This window comes from Pseudomonas sp. CC11G, assembly GCF_056174845.1.
The window spans coordinates 23,423-38,661 of the sequence record NZ_JBWBZC010000019.1 but is presented as its reverse complement, the minus strand read 5'-3'; the positions used below and the strand labels follow the sequence as shown (position 1 = coordinate 38,661).

Sequence of the window (15,239 nt, the reverse complement as noted above, 5' to 3'; positions counted from 1 at the left end):
CCTCTGAAGCAGGCCCCACGCGGGACGAACCTCGCATTACGGCTGGATATTTATCAGCCTAACTTACTACACAACTTCCGAACCTAGGCAGGAAGCGTCTGTAACCCTTTATGAGGCACTGCCGTGATATAGCGGCAAAACAACGCTCTATTCGTACAACGTTCGACTGAACCCTTTCTATATGGGTTCAATCTTGCGCCCCGCGAAAGCCACGGGCCAGCAAATATTGCTCACGGGACCGATCACGGGAAGACAACGGCTTGCGCATCTGTACCTTTTCGAACATCGCGCGCACCTGCTTGTGATAGACGTCAAACCCTTCGCCCTGGAAGATCTTGATCAGAAAATCACCGCCGGGTCGCAGAACCTGGCTGGCCAAATCCAGCGCTAGTTCGCACAAGTACATTGAGCGAGCCTGATCTGCCATCTTCACCCCACTCATATTGGGGGCCATATCCGAAATCACAAGGTCCACGGGATTATTGCCGACAGCCTCAAGGATCTGCGCCAGTACAGACTCTTCCGTAAAGTCACCCTGAATAAAAGTAACGTCCGGGATACTGTCCATTTCCAGGATATCGGACGCGATCAAGCGCCCTTTGTCGCCTAACACTCGGCTAGTAACTTGCGACCAGCCGCCTGGCGCAGCGCCGAGATCGATCACGGTATTGCCAGGACGCAGAATTCGATCTTTCTCCTGAATCTCCAGCAATTTGTAGCTGGCACGCGAACGGTAGCCGTCCTTCTGTGCCATTTTTACGTAGGGGTCGTCGAAATGCTCTTTCAACCAACCTTGACTTGTCTTGGAACGTGCCACTGGGCACCTCAAAAATTAACGGGGCGTGATTAACTGGGCGGTTCCGAGAGCGCTCGGGTAAACTAGCCGCCGCTTTTTACAAGATCAGACGCAGGGGTCAGATTATGCCGCTCACTCAAGAGCAGAAGAAACAGTACAAATCTATCGGTCACCATCTAAAACCGGTATTGATTGTTGCTGACAATGGTTTGACCGAAGGTGTGCTTGCTGAACTGGAGCGCGCGCTGGCTGATCACGAACTGATCAAGATTCAACTCAGAATCACTGAACGCGAAAGCCGCCTCGCCGCGATTGCCGAACTGTGCAAGGCCGGCAACAGTGAATTGGTGCAAGTAATCGGCAAAATGGCGCTGATTTACCGCAAGAACCCGAAGGCCAACAAACAGCTGTCCAACGTCAACCGCTTCAGCTGATTGCCCCTCTCTCGGTCAGTGGCGCGCTTGGCGCGCCCTGGCTGCTTCACCGTCCGGCACTGGCTGCAACACCAGCAGCGCACCGCACAACGCCAAGATTAGAAAACAGAATAGCTGCAGACGCAGCGTACCCGGCATCCAGTGATGGAGAGCGCCGTACGCCGATGCCACCAGGAAACAGGCGACCAGCAACTTGCCGCTCATTTCTTGCCAGATAGCCGAGACCCGCTCTGCCTGCACCAAAATAAGTGTTTGCAACAACACTCCCGCCACAGCCAGCAAAACCAGCAAGGGGCTAAGGGTGTTGGCAACTTCTTCGACGAGCATCGGCGCGAGGCCGATTCGCTCCAGCGCCGGCAACATCACAAAGTGCAGCAACCAGAGGCCGCCAACCCAAAAGGTCTGAGCCAGCCGCCAGCTGTTAGCACCGATCTTGATGGGCGCGCGCTTAGATATGACGAACCTCGACGATTTCGTACTCGATCACGCCGCTGGGCGTACGCACAGCGACTACATCGCCCTCTTCCTTGGCGATCAAGGCGCGAGCGATGGGCGAGCCGACAGAAATCTTGCCTAGCTTAATGTCCGCCTCGTCTTCGCCAACGATCTGGTAGGTCACGCGCTCGTCAGTCTCGACGTTCGCGATCTCTACCGTGGTACCGAAAATCACCTTGCCGGTCGGCTCAATAGCTGTGACATCGATGACCTGCGCATTCTGCATGCGGCCTTCGATATCGCGGATACGCGCTTCGACCATACCCTGCTGCTCACGAGCAGCGTGGTATTCGGCGTTTTCTTTGAGGTCACCCAATTCGCGGGCCGTGCCGATGTCCTGGCTGAGCTTCGGACGCACGACCTTGGTCAGGTGGGCGTGTTCTTCTTCCAGGGCGCGGGCGCCCTGAACGGTCATTGGGTACTTGATCATGCCTTCAATCCTGCATGCAGATCCTGCAAGCGGCGCACGGTTTTTTCAGGACCAAACTTCAACGCCTCGCAGATCGCCTCGCCCGCAGCAATGGTGGTGGTGCAGTAGATCTTGTGCTGCAGCGCGTTACGGCGGATGGAGTAAGAGTCAGCAATCGACTGACGACCTTCGGTGGTGTTGATGATCAGCGTGACTTCGTCATTCTTGATCATGTCGACCACGTGCGGACGGCCCTCGGTCACCTTGTTCACACGACGCACTTTCAAACCGGCCGCTTCAATCAGCTTGGCGGTACCCGCGGTCGCTACGATCTCGAAGCCCAGGCTGATCAGGTCGCGAGCGACACCGGCCACCAGTGGTTTGTCGTCGTCACGCACGCTGATAAAAGCCGTGCCGCCGGTTGGCAGAATTTCGCTGGCGCCCATCTGGGCCTTGGCGAATGCCTCGCCGAAGGTGTCGCCCACGCCCATCACTTCACCGGTCGACTTCATTTCTGGGCCGAGGATCGGGTCAACGCCTGGGAACTTGGCGAACGGGAACACCGCTTCTTTAACGCTGTAGAAGTTCGGAATGATCTCTTCGGTCAGGCCGACTTCTTTAAGGGTTTTGCCCGCCATCACGCGTGCAGCGATCATGGCTAGGGAAACGCCGATGCACTTCGACACGAACGGCACGGTACGCGAAGCACGTGGGTTCACTTCGATTACGAAGATGTCCTCACCCTGCACCGCCATTTGCACGTTCATCAGGCCAACCACACCAAGTTCCAAGGCCATTTTCTTGACCTGTTCGCGGATCTCGTTCTGGATGTGCGCCGGCAGCGAGTACGGCGGCAGCGAGCAGGCGGAGTCACCAGAGTGCACACCTGCTTGTTCGATGTGCTGCATGATCGCGCCGATTACCACTGTCTCGCCGTCGCATACCGCGTCGATATCGACTTCGATGGCGCAGTTGAGGAAGTGGTCCAGCAGCACCGGGCTGTCGTTGGACACTTGCACGGCTTCACGCAGATAACGCTTGAGCTCTTCTTCCTCGTAGACGATTTCCATCGCACGACCGCCCAGTACGTAGGACGGACGCACCACGAGCGGGTAGCCAATCTTGTTGGCGGCACGGATGGCTTCGTCTTCGCTGCGCACGGTGGCGTTTGGCGGCTGACGCAGGTTCAGACGCTCAACCATCTGCTGGAAGCGCTCCCGGTCTTCAGCGCGGTCGATAGCATCAGGCGAGGTACCGATGATCGGCACGCCGGCTTCTTCCAGGGCACGAGCCAGTTTCAGCGGGGTTTGGCCGCCGTACTGAACGATCACACCCTTCGGCTGTTCAACGCGGACGATCTCCAACACGTCTTCCAGGGTTACCGACTCAAAATAGAGGCGGTCCGAGGTGTCGTAGTCGGTGGAAACGGTTTCCGGGTTGCAGTTGACCATGATGGTCTCGTAACCATCGTCACGCATCGCTAACGCTGCGTGAACGCAGCAGTAGTCGAACTCGATACCTTGACCGATACGGTTCGGGCCACCGCCCAGAATCATGATCTTGTCGCGGGTCGACGGGTTCGCTTCGCACTCTTCCTCGTAGGTGGAGTACATGTAAGCCGTGTCGGTAGCGAACTCGGCTGCGCAGGTGTCGACGCGCTTGTACACCGGCAGCACTTTCAGTTTGTGACGGTGGCTGCGCAGGTTCTTCTCGGTCACACCCAGCAGCTTGGCCAGACGGGCGTCGGAGAACCCCTTGCGCTTGAGCTTGTACATCACATCACGGTCGATGGACGACAGCCCCAGGGTCTTGATGCGCTCTTCGTCCTTGATCAGGTCTTCGATCTGTACCAGGAACCAGTGATCGATCATGGTCAGCGCGTAGATATCGTCGCAGCTCATGCCGGCACGGAAAGCATCGGCGACATACCAGATGCGCTCGGCGCCCGGCACGGTCAGTTCGCGCTTGAGCACGCCCTTGGACTCGGGGTTGGTCAGATCCAGCTTTGGATCAAAACCGTTCACGCCAACTTCCAGACCGCGCAGAGCTTTCTGCAGGGATTCCTGGAAAGTGCGGCCGATGGCCATGACTTCACCGACGGACTTCATCTGAGTGGTCAGACGGGCGTCAGCTTTAGGGAATTTTTCGAAGGCAAAACGTGGAATCTTGGTAACGACGTAGTCGATGGCCGGTTCGAACGACGCCGGGGTTTTACCGCCGGTGATGTCGTTCTGCAGCTCATCGAGGGTGTAGCCCACTGCCAGCTTGGCAGCGACTTTGGCAATCGGGAAGCCAGTGGCTTTCGAGGCCAGAGCGGAGGAGCGAGAAACCCGTGGGTTCATCTCGATCACAACCATACGGCCAGTTTCCGGGCAGATACCGAACTGCACGTTCGAGCCGCCGGTTTCCACGCCGATTTCGCGCAGTACCGCCAAGGAGGCGTTACGCAGAATCTGGTATTCCTTGTCGGTCAGAGTCTGAGCCGGGGCTACGGTGATCGAGTCGCCGGTATGCACGCCCATCGGATCGAAGTTCTCGATGGAGCAGACGATGATGCAGTTGTCCTTTTTGTCGCGGACCACTTCCATCTCGTACTCTTTCCAACCGATCAGCGATTCGTCGATCAGCAATTCCTTGGTCGGCGAGAGGTCCAGACCACGGGCGCAGATTTCTTCGAACTCTTCACGGTTGTACGCGATACCGCCACCGGTGCCGCCCATGGTGAAGGACGGACGGATGATGCACGGGAAGCCAAGCTTCTCGAGCACCGCGTTAGCCTCGTCCATGTTGTGAGCGATACCGGAGCGCGGGCACGCCAGACCGATGTCTTTCATCGCCTTGTCGAACCGCGAACGGTCTTCGGCTTTGTCGATGGTGTCAGCGTTGGCGCCGATCATTTCCACGCCGAACTTTTCCAGAACCCCGTGGCGCTCTAGGTCCAGGGCGCAGTTCAAAGCGGTCTGGCCACCCATGGTCGGCAGCAGTGCGTCGGGGCGTTCCTTCTCGATGATCTTGGCAACGGTCTGCCATTTGATCGGCTCGATGTACGTGGCGTCCGCCATGGCCGGGTCGGTCATGATGGTGGCCGGGTTGGAGTTCACCAGGATGACCCGGTAACCCTCTTCGCGCAGGGCTTTACAGGCCTGGGCGCCAGAGTAGTCGAACTCACAGGCCTGACCGATGACGATGGGGCCGGCGCCGAGGATCAGGATACTTTTGATGTCTGTACGTTTTGGCATTTTCTACTCTCGAATCCTAAGGTCTGTCGGCAGGCTTAACGGCGCGCGGCCATGGCTTCGATGAATCGGTCGAACAATGGAGCAACGTCGAGCGGACCCGGGCTCGCCTCGGGGTGACCTTGGAAGCTGAAGGCCACTTTGTCGGTACGCTCGATGCCTTGCAGAGTGCCGTCGAACAGCGACTTGTGAGTAGCACGCAGGTTGGCTGGCAGGGTCGCCTCGTCCACAGCAAAGCCGTGGTTCTGGCTGGTGATCATCACCACGCCGGTATCGAGGTCTTGCACCGGGTGGTTGGCACCGTGGTGGCCGTGACCCATTTTCACGGTCTTGGCGCCGGAGGCCAGGGCCAGCAGCTGGTGGCCAAGGCAGATGCCGAATACCGGAATCTCGGTTTCCAGCACGTCCTTGATGGCCTGGATGGCGTAGTCGCATGGCTCAGGGTCGCCTGGCCCGTTGGACAGGAACACGCCGTCCGGTTGCAACGCCAGCACTTCGCTCGCCGGGGTTTGCGCCGGCACTACAGTCACGCGGCAACCGCGCTCAACCAGCATCCGCAGAATGTTCAGCTTCACGCCGTAGTCGAACGCCACCACGTGGTGCGGCAACTCGCTGGCAGCGATTTCCGGGTGGCTGTCGGTTTTCAGGTTCCACACGCTGGAGCGCCACTCGTAGCGCTCGGTGGAGCTGACTACTTTCGCCAGGTCCATGCCTTTGAGACCTGGGAAGCCGCGTGCGGCAGCCAGGGCTTGCTCGTCGGAGATGTTGTCGCCCGCCAGAATGCAGCCATTCTGGGCGCCTTTCTCACGCAGGATGCGGGTCAGGCGGCGGGTGTCGATACCGGCGATGGCCACGACATTGTTGGCTTTCAGGTAATCCGACAGCGACATGGTGTTGCGCCAGTTGCTGGCCACCAGAGGCAAATCGCGGATAACCAGGCCGGCGGACCAGACGCGGTTGGATTCAGCATCTTCCGGCGTGGTGCCGGTGTTGCCGATATGTGGATAAGTCAGGGTAACGATTTGTTGGGCATAGGAAGGATCGGTAAGGATTTCCTGATAGCCGGTCATAGCAGTATTGAACACCACCTCTCCGACGGTTTGACCGTCGATTCCGATGGCTTCGCCGCGAAAAATGCTGCCATCAGCAAGGGCGAGTATGGCTGGCTTAGTCAAGAAGACCTCCCGTAATCAAGCCTGACAGGGCATACGCAGGTTGTAAAAAAGCGGGATGACGTTTAGACACGTCACCCCGCTTTTTTTAGAATCACTTTTTCAAGTTAACTGCGCGCTTTTAGTGGACACACTAAAGCTGTAGCTTACAGAAAAAGGCATTTTTGGTCTACCCAAGATGACAACCGTTTAGTCGTCTCAGTGCAGATCAAGCACATCCTGCATGTCATACAGCCCGGCAGACTTGCCATCCAGCCACAATGCGGAGCGCACGGCACCACGCGCAAAGGTCATACGGCTAGAGGCTTTATGGGTGATTTCGACCCGCTCGCCATCCGCAGCAAACAGCACAGTATGGTCGCCCACCACATCACCGGCACGCACGGTGGCGAAACCGATGGTCTCGCGATCACGGGCGCCGGTCTGGCCTTCGCGACCATAAACCGCCACCTTCTGCAGATCACGCCCTAGCGCCTTGGCAACCACTTCGCCCATGCGCACAGCCGTACCTGATGGCGCATCAACCTTATGACGGTGGTGCGCTTCGAGAATCTCGATATCCACGTCATCGCCCAGAACCCGCGCCGCAGTATCCAGCAGTTTCAGACACAGATTGACGCCAACGCTGAAGTTGGCCGCGAACACAATCGAGACCTCCTTGCCCGCTTCAGCCAGCAGCTGTTTTTCCTCGACGCTAAAACCGGTGGTACCGATCACCATGGATTTGCCGGCCTTGCGGCAGACGTCCAGGTTTTTCAGGGTGACCGTGGGATGAGTGAAATCAATCAGCACATCGAACTGATCCAGCACATCGGCGAGGTTACCCGCCAAGGTGATACCCAATTTGCCCAAACCGGCCAGCTCGCCCACATCGGCACCAATCAGGCTGCTATCCGGACGATCGATCGCCGCGGTCAGCGTGGCGCCTTCGGCCAGGCCAATCGCCTCAATCAGGGTTTTGCCCATGCGCCCGGCGGCGCCCACTACGGCTATACGTCGCGCTATACCTGCCATGCATCAAGCTCCCAGCTAATAACTTGCAGCCGGCGAAGCGCACGAGCGCCCCGCTCAGGCCTGTTTACACGTCGCCGAAGAAACGCTTCACACCTTCGAACCAACCGCTGGCTTTCGGCGAGTGGCTGTCATCGGTGGCCAGCGACTTACGAAACTCTTCCAGCAGTTCGCGTTGACGCTTGTCCAGGTTGACCGGCGTCTCCACCGCCACCCGGCACATCAGGTCGCCAGCACCGCCGCCACGCACGGGGGCCACGCCTTTGCCACGCAGCCGGAACAGTTTGCCGGTTTGCGTACCTTCCGGAATCTTCAGCTTCACTCGGCCATCCAGGGTCGGCACTTCCAATTCGCCACCCAATGCCGCATCAGCGAAGCTGATTGGCACGTCGCAGTACAGATGCTTGCCGTCGCGCTGGAAGATCGAGTGCTCGCGCACATTCACGACCACATACAGATCGCCAGCCGGGCCGCCCATGGCGCCCGCTTCGCCTTCGCCGGACAGACGAATGCGATCGCCGGTGTCCACGCCTGGCGGCACTTTTACCGACAGGGTTTTGTGTTCTTCAACACGGCCATGGCCGTGGCAAGTACCGCACGGATCGGCAATCATCTTGCCGTTGCCGTGGCAGCGCGGACAGGTTTGCTGCACCGAGAAGAAGCCCTGCTGCATACGAACCTGGCCGATACCACCACAGGTCGTACAAGTAACCGGGCTGGTGCCCTTCTTCGCGCCGGAACCATCGCAGGTTTTGCAATTGACCAACGTCGGTACGCGAATGGTGACGGTCGTGCCGCGCACAGCCTCTTCCAAGTCCAGCTCCAGGGTGTAACGCAGGTCGCTACCGCGCTGCGCGCCGCCACGGGAACCGCCGCGAGCACCACCGAAGAAATCGCTGAACACGTCGCCGAAAATATCGGAGAAGTTCGCGCCGCCGAATCCGGCACCACCTGCGCCACCGCCACCCATGCTCGGGTCGACGCCGGCATGACCGTACTGGTCAAACGCTGCGCGCTTGTTGGCGTCGGACAGCACTTCGTAGGCCTCGTTGGCCTCTTTGAAGCGCTCTTCAGCCTCTTTATCGCCAGGGTTACGGTCCGGGTGATGCTTCATCGCCAAGCGGCGATAAGCCTTCTTCAGTTCCGCTTCGCTGGCGCCACGCTCAACACCCAGCACTTCGTAAAAGTCACGCTTAGCCATAATTCTTCAACACTCTTAAATCGGCTTCCCCAGACACGCCAACGCGGGAGCAAGCTCCCGCGTGGCGGATAACACCCGGCCAGCGCAATGGCTGGCCGGATTGGAGAGCAAGCAAATGGACGCTTACTTGTTTTCTTTAACCTCTTCGAACTCGGCATCGACTACGTCGTCGGCACCGCCTTTCGGCTCTTCCTGGCCAGGCGCTGCTTCACCAGCCTGAGGCTGCTCGGCATACATTTTCTGGGCCAGTGGAGCGGTGGCTTCGGAAAGAGCCGCTACTTTAGCGTCGATGGTTTCCTTGCTGTCGCCTTTAACGGCCACTTCCAGTTCACCCAACGCTTTTTCGATGGCTGCTTTCTCGTCCGCAGTGGCTTTGTCGCCCGCTTCGGTGATCATTTTGCGAGTAGCGTGCACCAAGGCGTCGCCCTGGTTGCGTGCACCGGCCAGCTCTTCGAACTTGCGATCTTCCTCGGCATTGGCCTCGGCATCACGCACCATTTGTTCGATTTCCTCCTCGGACAGACCCGAGTTCGCCTTGATCACAATCGACTGCTGCTTGCCGGTCGCCTTGTCTTTGGCCGACACGTGCAGGATACCGTTGGCGTCGATGTCGAAGGTAACTTCGATTTGCGGCACGCCACGCGGTGCTGGCGGAATCTCGGCCAGGTCGAACTTGCCCAGCGACTTGTTTTGCGTCGCTTGTTTACGCTCGCCCTGCAGCACGTGAATGGTCACAGCGCCCTGGTTGTCGTCAGCGGTCGAGAACACTTGCGATTTCTTGGTAGGAATCGTGGTGTTTTTCTCGATCAGCGCAGTCATCACGCCACCCATGGTTTCGATACCCAGGGTCAGCGGGCTTACGTCCAGCAGCAGAACGTCTTTCACGTCGCCAGCCAATACAGCGCCCTGGATAGCAGCACCCATGGCAACGGCTTCGTCCGGGTTCACGTCTTTACGAGCTTCTTTACCGAAAAACTCGGTAACCAGCTTCTGCACCAGAGGCATACGGGTCTGACCGCCGACCAGAATCACGTCGTGGATCGCGCCAACGTCGATACCGGCGTCTTTCAATGCGGTACGGCAAGGCTCGATGGTGCGCTGCACCAGGTCTTCCACCAGCGATTCCAGCTTGGCGCGGGAGATCTTCACGTTCAGGTGCTTAGGACCGCTGGCATCTGCAGTGATGTACGGCAGGTTGACGTCGGTCTGCTGCGCGGACGACAGCTCGATTTTGGCTTTTTCAGCAGCTTCTTTCAGACGCTGCATGGCCAGCGGATCACCTTTGAGGTTGATGCCGCTTTCTTTCTTGAACTCGTCAACGAGGTAGTCGATGAGACGGATATCGAAGTCTTCACCACCGAGGAAGGTGTCACCGTTGGTGGCCAACACTTCGAACTGGTGCTCGCCATCGACTTCGGCAATTTCGATTACCGAGATATCGAAAGTACCGCCACCCAGGTCATAAACGATCACGGTGTGATCGCCTTTTGCCTTGTCCATACCGTAAGCCAGAGCGGCCGCGGTTGGTTCGTTGATGATGCGCTTAACTTCCAGACCGGCAATGCGGCCGGCGTCTTTGGTTGCCTGACGCTGGCTGTCGTTGAAGTAAGCCGGCACGGTGATCACCGCCTCGGTCACTAGCTCGCCGAGGTAGTCTTCGGCGGTTTTCTTCATCTTTTTCAGCACTTCGGCGGAGATTTGTGGCGGTGCCATTTTCTGGCCCTTCACTTCCACCCAGGCGTCGCCATTGTCAGCTTTGACAATTTTGTACGGCACCATTTCGATGTCTTTCTGTACGACGTTTTCTTCAAAACGACGGCCGATCAGACGCTTTACCGCATACAAGGTGTTGTGCGGGTTGGTAACAGCCTGACGCTTGGCCGACTGACCGACGAGGATTTCGCCGTCGTTGGTATAAGCAATGATCGAAGGAGTGGTACGCGCGCCTTCGGCGTTTTCCAACACCTTGACGGTGCCGTTTTCGAGGATCGAGACGCAGGAGTTAGTAGTCCCCAGGTCGATACCGATGATTCTGCCCATGTTTGTTCTCCTGAAACTGAATTTGGTTGCCGCAGCAGTGGTGGCTAACTGCGGTAGCACTTAAACGCTTGACTGTTAGATGGGGGCCTTACGGCGAATTTCAAGCCTGCTCATCAATAGAAGGTTGCGGCTCGGCTGGCGCCTTGCTGACCACCACCATCGCGGGGCGCAGCAAACGGCCGTTGAGCAGGTAACCTTTCTGGAACACCTTGAGCACGCTATTGGGCTCAACACTGGTGCTTTCCTGCATCGCCATGGCCTGATGGTGCTCGGCGTTGAACGGCGCGCCGTGCGGGTCGATGGCTTCCAGGTTGTAGCGCTTAAGGGTGTCCTGGAACAGCTTGAGGGTCAGCTCCAAACCTTCACGTACGGGCTTGATGGCCTCGTCGTTCGGGTTGGACAGCTCCAGACCACGCTCAAGGCTGTCGACCACTGGCAGCAGGTCGTTGGCGAATTTTTCCAGCGCAAACTTGTGCGCCTTCTCAATATCCTGCTCGGCGCGGCGACGCACGTTCTGCATATCTGCCGCAACGCGCAACGCTTGATCCTGAGCAGCGGCCAGCTGTTCTTCCAGCGTTTGCACGCGGGCAGCCAAGTCTTCGCTCGCAGCGCCTTCTGCAGCCGTTTCGATATCGGGATGTTGGGAATTCTGGGTCTGTTCGTCGGCCATGCGGTCCTCCTGTTTAAATCGCTCGCGAGCTCGCGCGATGCTTTTTTTGAGCTCTGACTATCCGGTTCGCGAGCCTCAACTCACGGTTCTGCCGCTTATATGGGGTCACAATCTGACGATTCAAGAGCAAAGGAGGATTGTCAGGCGCAAAACAAACACTGTATAAATAACCAGACTTTACGCCTGGAGCCTCCGCCATGCTGGTACATCTTTCCGTACATAACTACGCCATCGTCGAGCACCTCGACCTCGAGCTGAATGGCGGAATGAGCGTAATCACCGGCGAAACCGGCGCCGGCAAATCGATCATGCTCGACGCCCTCGGCCTGACGCTGGGCGACCGCGCCGACAGTGGCGTAGTACGCCCCGGCGCTGACAAGGCGGACATCCTCGCCAGTTTTGATATTTCCGATATCCCCGAAGCCAAAGCCTGGCTCGCCGAACGCGACCTGGATAACGACGGCCCGTGCATCCTGCGCCGTGTCATCACCGCCGAAGGACGCTCGCGCGGCTATATCAACGGCTCGCCGTGCCCGCAGGGCGATTTGAAAGCAATTGGCGAGTTATTGATCGATATCCACAACCAGCACGAGCACCAATCGCTGCTCAAACCGGAAACCCACCGCCGCCTGCTGGATGAATATGCCGGCAGCCAGGAATTGGCGCGTCAGGTGCAATTGGCCGCGCAGCGTTGGAAGCAAACCCGCAATGAACTGGAGCGTCTCTCCAGCGCCGGCGACGAACAGCGTGCTCGCCACCAACTGCTCAGCTATCAGCTGGAAGAACTGGACAACCTGGGCCTTGGCGAAAACGAGCTGGAGCAGTTGGAGCAGGAACACAAAACCCTGACCAACGCCGAAGGCCTGCTTAGCGCCTGTCGCCTGGTGATCGAACAATGCAGCGAAAATGACGGCAGCAACGTGTTGTCGGCGCTGACAAGCAGCGTCGGTCGCCTGAGCAATTTCCGCAGCCAGCCCGGCGCCCTGGGCGAAGCGGTCAATATGCTGGCTAGCGCGCAAATCCAGGTAGAGGAAGCCATGGGCGAACTCAACCGCTTCCTCGATCACTTCGATGCCGACCCAGAACGCCTGCAATTGCTGGAAGAGCGCCTGGACAGCATCTACACGCTGGCGCGCAAACACCGCATTTTGCCGAGCGAGCTGGCGGCCATGCAGCAACAGCTGTTCGACGAGCTGGAAAGTTTAAATGCAGATGATCAGGCCACTGAGCGCTTAGCTGAAGAGCTCAGCGCTTTTGCCCGTCATTACCAGGAAAAAGCCCAAGAGCTAAGCGCATTGCGCCACGGCGCTGCGGGAAATCTGGCCAGCGCCGTTGAAGTTGAAATGCAACGTCTGGGCATGCCCGGCGGGCGTTTCAGCATCGAACTGAACGCCACCCACAGCAGCGACCCTCATCCGCAGGGCCTGGAACAGGTGGAGTTTCTGGTCAGCGCCAACCCCGGGCAGCCCATCAAAGCGCTGGCCAAAGTGGCGTCCGGCGGTGAGCTATCGCGTATCAGTCTGGCGATTCAGGTGATCACCGCGCAAACCTCGCGGGTACCGACGCTGGTGTTCGACGAAGTGGACGTCGGCATCGGCGGCCCTACCGCGGAGGTAGTCGGTCAATTGCTGCGTCGCCTCGGCGAGCGCGGCCAGGTACTGACCGTTACCCACTTGCCGCAGGTGGCCGCGCAGGGGCATCAACATTTGTTCGTGCACAAGGCGCGCGGCGACAGCGAAACTCACACGGCAGTGGCCACACTAGACAACGCGGGGCGCATCGAAGAGGTGGCGCGGATGCTGGGTGGTGTGGATCTGACCAAGGAATCTCTTGCCCACGCGCGCAAAATGGTCAATAGCGCTGCGAGCGCGTAAAAAAATCACGGCATAAAAAAACGCCGCGCCCTTCTATAAGGACGCGGCGTTTTTTATGTGGCGTTAAAAGCGATTAACGCTTCTTGCGCACATAGAGCACGAGATTGTGATCGACCATTTCGAAGCCATGCTCACGCACGATTTCTTTCTGGCGCTTCTCGATTTCAGCATCGAAGAACTCAATCACTTCGCCGGTATCGACGCACACCATATGGTCGTGGTGGCCGCCATCAGCCAGCTCGAACACGGCATGGCCGCCATCAAAGTTATGACGGACCACGAGACCTGCGGCTTCGAATTGAGTCAGAACACGGTAGACCGTGGCCAAACCCACATCTTCGCCAGCCTCCATCAGTGCCTTGTACACATCTTCCGCACTCATATGGCGCTGCTCTGCAGAATCGAGCATCTGCAGAATCTTGACCCGTGGCAAGGTCACTTTCAGGCCAGCTTTACGTAGTTCGCTATTTTCTACCATGGTCAGCTTTCTCGTGGTTGCTGCTTCGCAGCTTCCTTCAATGCAGGTATGATCGGTGGCCAAATTGCCCAGCCAAGATAGTGGAAGTCTCCCACCGATGCAAAACACCAAGCTCTTGCTGACTAGCCTCACCTTTGTGGGCTTACTCGCACTCGCCGGCTGTTCATTCCCCGGGGTTTATAAAATCGACATTCAGCAGGGCAATGTCGTGACGCAGGACATGATAGACCAGTTGAAGCCTGGAATGACCCGACGCCAAGTGCGGTTTATCATGGGCAACCCCATGATCTCGGACACCTTCCACGCCAATCGCTGGGATTACCTGTACAGCATTCAGCCCGGCGGCCGTCAGCGGTTGCAAGAGCGCGTGAGCATCACCTTCGATGCCAACGACCAATTGGCGGGCCTGTCCGGCGACTTTATGCCGGGTGTGAGCCGCGACCAGGAAATTCTTGGCCCGGGTGAAACACCCGCCGCCGCACCAAAAGCGGAAGAAAAAGCCAAGCCAGAAGAGCCAGCCAAACCCGGTTCGCTGCTGGAAAAAATCCAGAAAGATGTCGACGTCGAGACCGTACCGGTGCCAACGCCTACGCCGCTGGAGACCTCGCCGCAGTAATTCACTGCACTGGCGACATAAAAAAGCCCGGACATGTCCGGGCTTTTTTGCATCTGGGCTTCGCGTGATTTATTGCCGCTTCGCTGCGGCCTTCGCCGCTCGCTGTTTGCGCACTTCTTTGGGATCAGCAATCAACGGTCGGTAAATTTCCACCCTGTCCCCCGCCTCTAACACACGCGCCTGCGGTTCGGTCAGGGCCTTGCCGAAAATCCCTAGCGGGCAAGTGTGCACATCCAACTCTGGAAACTCCGCCGCCAAGCCACAACGCTCCACGGCCTGCCGCGCGGTGGTTCCCGCCGGCACCTGCAACGTCACCAACCGCTGAACAGTCGCCAGCGCATAAACCACCTCGACCTCGATCACTACCTCAGCCATACAGCTGTTTGGCCCGCTGGCAGAAGGCATCCACCAACGTATTGGCAGCCTGGTTGAAAAGCGGCCCCAAAGTCGCACGCACCAATTGCCCGGAGTATTCAAAGGACAGGTCCAGGCTAATCTTGCAGGCCTTGTCGGTCAGCGCCTTGAACTGCCAGACGCCGTGCAACTCACTGAACGGCCCCTCCTCCAGATTCATCTCGATGCTCTGCCCCGGCACGAGAATATTGCGCGTCACGAACTGCTGGCTGATACCGCCCTTGGCCACCTGCAAGCTCGCGCGCATCAGGGTGTCGGTGTGCTCGAACACCGTGGTGGAGGCACACCAGGGGAGAAATTCCGGGTAGTTCGCCACGTCGTTGACCAGGTCATAAAGAGCCTTCGCTGGATACGGCAACAAAGCGGAGCGTTGAATATGGGTGGTCATGCAAA

Annotated in this window: 15 protein-coding genes; 3 read left to right on the top strand and 12 right to left on the bottom strand. The window is 58.2% G+C overall.

The genetic code is table 11. From position 1 onward, the window contains the following. Positions 1-187: 187 nt before the first annotated feature. Positions 188-817, bottom strand: a complete 630-nt coding sequence (gene rlmE, locus AC0V2S_RS20160; protein ID WP_271197313.1) for a 23S rRNA (uridine(2552)-2'-O)-methyltransferase RlmE — start codon at positions 815-817, stop codon at positions 188-190. A 104-nt stretch (positions 818-921) separates the two neighbouring features. On the opposite strand from rlmE, the gene yhbY reads away from it, so the two are divergent. After that, a complete protein-coding gene (gene yhbY / locus AC0V2S_RS20155) occupies positions 922-1,230 on the top strand; it encodes a ribosome assembly RNA-binding protein YhbY (RefSeq protein WP_475511271.1) in 309 nt (102 codons plus the stop codon). Positions 1,231-1,245: 15 nt separating this feature from the next. On the opposite strand, the gene AC0V2S_RS20150 is transcribed toward yhbY, so the two are convergent. From AC0V2S_RS20150 to grpE, 8 genes are all read right to left on the bottom strand, one after another. Continuing rightward, complete coding sequence (locus tag AC0V2S_RS20150; protein ID WP_475511270.1) at positions 1,246-1,608, bottom strand: MFS transporter; 363 nt, start codon at positions 1,606-1,608, stop codon at positions 1,246-1,248. 70 nt (positions 1,609-1,678) lie between these two features. Beyond that, complete coding sequence (greA, locus tag AC0V2S_RS20145; protein WP_475511269.1) at positions 1,679-2,155, bottom strand: transcription elongation factor GreA; 477 nt, start codon at positions 2,153-2,155, stop codon at positions 1,679-1,681. Continuing rightward, positions 2,152-5,373: a carbamoyl-phosphate synthase large subunit gene (carB, locus tag AC0V2S_RS20140; protein WP_475511268.1), complete on the bottom strand. Its 3,222-nt coding sequence runs from the start codon at positions 5,371-5,373 to the stop codon at positions 2,152-2,154. The genes greA and carB overlap by 4 nt, the downstream gene beginning before the upstream one ends. Before the next feature lie 35 nt (positions 5,374-5,408). Then, positions 5,409-6,545: a glutamine-hydrolyzing carbamoyl-phosphate synthase small subunit gene (carA, locus tag AC0V2S_RS20135; RefSeq protein ID WP_475511267.1), complete on the bottom strand. Its 1,137-nt coding sequence runs from the start codon at positions 6,543-6,545 to the stop codon at positions 5,409-5,411. 195 nt (positions 6,546-6,740) lie between these two features. Further along, positions 6,741-7,556 (bottom strand): 4-hydroxy-tetrahydrodipicolinate reductase, encoded by an 816-nt coding sequence (dapB, locus tag AC0V2S_RS20130; RefSeq protein ID WP_475511266.1) that lies wholly within the window; start codon positions 7,554-7,556, stop codon positions 6,741-6,743. Between the two features lie 64 nt (positions 7,557-7,620). Beyond that, positions 7,621-8,754, bottom strand: a complete 1,134-nt coding sequence (gene dnaJ, locus AC0V2S_RS20125; protein WP_108098221.1) for a molecular chaperone DnaJ — start codon at positions 8,752-8,754, stop codon at positions 7,621-7,623. A 123-nt stretch (positions 8,755-8,877) separates the two neighbouring features. After that, the gene (dnaK, locus tag AC0V2S_RS20120) at positions 8,878-10,794 is read right to left on the bottom strand and encodes a molecular chaperone DnaK (protein WP_475511265.1); all 1,917 of its coding nucleotides are present in this window, start codon (positions 10,792-10,794) and stop codon (positions 8,878-8,880) included. A gap of 100 nt (positions 10,795-10,894) precedes the next feature. Beyond that, the gene (gene grpE, locus AC0V2S_RS20115; RefSeq protein WP_475511317.1) at positions 10,895-11,503 is read right to left on the bottom strand and encodes a nucleotide exchange factor GrpE; all 609 of its coding nucleotides are present in this window, start codon (positions 11,501-11,503) and stop codon (positions 10,895-10,897) included. A 158-nt stretch (positions 11,504-11,661) separates the two neighbouring features. Between grpE and recN the strand changes: the two genes are divergently transcribed. Further along, positions 11,662-13,338 carry a DNA repair protein RecN gene (recN, locus tag AC0V2S_RS20110; RefSeq protein WP_475511264.1) on the top strand — a complete coding sequence of 559 codons (1,677 nt, stop codon included), beginning with the start codon at positions 11,662-11,664 and terminating at the stop codon, positions 13,336-13,338. Positions 13,339-13,411: 73 nt separating this feature from the next. Here the strand turns inward: recN and fur are convergent, their stop codons facing one another. Continuing rightward, positions 13,412-13,816: a ferric iron uptake transcriptional regulator gene (gene fur / locus AC0V2S_RS20105; protein WP_110616982.1), complete on the bottom strand. Its 405-nt coding sequence runs from the start codon at positions 13,814-13,816 to the stop codon at positions 13,412-13,414. A gap of 97 nt (positions 13,817-13,913) precedes the next feature. Between fur and AC0V2S_RS20100 the strand changes: the two genes are divergently transcribed. Further along, positions 13,914-14,432: an outer membrane protein assembly factor BamE gene (locus tag AC0V2S_RS20100; protein WP_475511263.1), complete on the top strand. Its 519-nt coding sequence runs from the start codon at positions 13,914-13,916 to the stop codon at positions 14,430-14,432. Positions 14,433-14,501: 69 nt separating this feature from the next. Here AC0V2S_RS20100 and AC0V2S_RS20095 read toward each other — a convergent pair whose 3' ends face one another. Continuing rightward, positions 14,502-14,807, bottom strand: coding sequence for an RnfH family protein (locus AC0V2S_RS20095; RefSeq protein ID WP_475511262.1), 306 nt, complete (start codon positions 14,805-14,807; stop codon positions 14,502-14,504). Next, positions 14,800-15,234 carry a type II toxin-antitoxin system RatA family toxin gene (locus tag AC0V2S_RS20090; RefSeq protein ID WP_475511261.1) on the bottom strand — a complete coding sequence of 145 codons (435 nt, stop codon included), beginning with the start codon at positions 15,232-15,234 and terminating at the stop codon, positions 14,800-14,802. The genes AC0V2S_RS20095 and AC0V2S_RS20090 overlap by 8 nt, the downstream gene beginning before the upstream one ends. Between the last annotated feature and the right edge of the window lie 5 nt (positions 15,235-15,239).

Coding starts and splice junctions, on each gene's coding strand:
- AC0V2S_RS20095 (WP_475511262.1), bottom strand. CDS start 14,807: ATGGCTGAGGTAGTGATCGAGGTCGAGGTGGTTTATGCGCTGGCGACT.
- dnaJ (WP_108098221.1), bottom strand. CDS start 8,754: ATGGCTAAGCGTGACTTTTACGAAGTGCTGGGTGTTGAGCGTGGCGCC.
- dnaK (WP_475511265.1), bottom strand. CDS start 10,794: ATGGGCAGAATCATCGGTATCGACCTGGGGACTACTAACTCCTGCGTC.
- recN (WP_475511264.1), top strand. CDS start 11,662: ATGCTGGTACATCTTTCCGTACATAACTACGCCATCGTCGAGCACCTC.
- dapB (WP_475511266.1), bottom strand. CDS start 7,556: ATGGCAGGTATAGCGCGACGTATAGCCGTAGTGGGCGCCGCCGGGCGC.
- greA (WP_475511269.1), bottom strand. CDS start 2,155: ATGATCAAGTACCCAATGACCGTTCAGGGCGCCCGCGCCCTGGAAGAA.
- yhbY (WP_475511271.1), top strand. CDS start 922: ATGCCGCTCACTCAAGAGCAGAAGAAACAGTACAAATCTATCGGTCAC.
- AC0V2S_RS20090 (WP_475511261.1), bottom strand. CDS start 15,234: ATGACCACCCATATTCAACGCTCCGCTTTGTTGCCGTATCCAGCGAAG.
- carB (WP_475511268.1), bottom strand. CDS start 5,373: ATGCCAAAACGTACAGACATCAAAAGTATCCTGATCCTCGGCGCCGGC.
- AC0V2S_RS20100 (WP_475511263.1), top strand. CDS start 13,914: ATGCAAAACACCAAGCTCTTGCTGACTAGCCTCACCTTTGTGGGCTTA.
- fur (WP_110616982.1), bottom strand. CDS start 13,816: ATGGTAGAAAATAGCGAACTACGTAAAGCTGGCCTGAAAGTGACCTTG.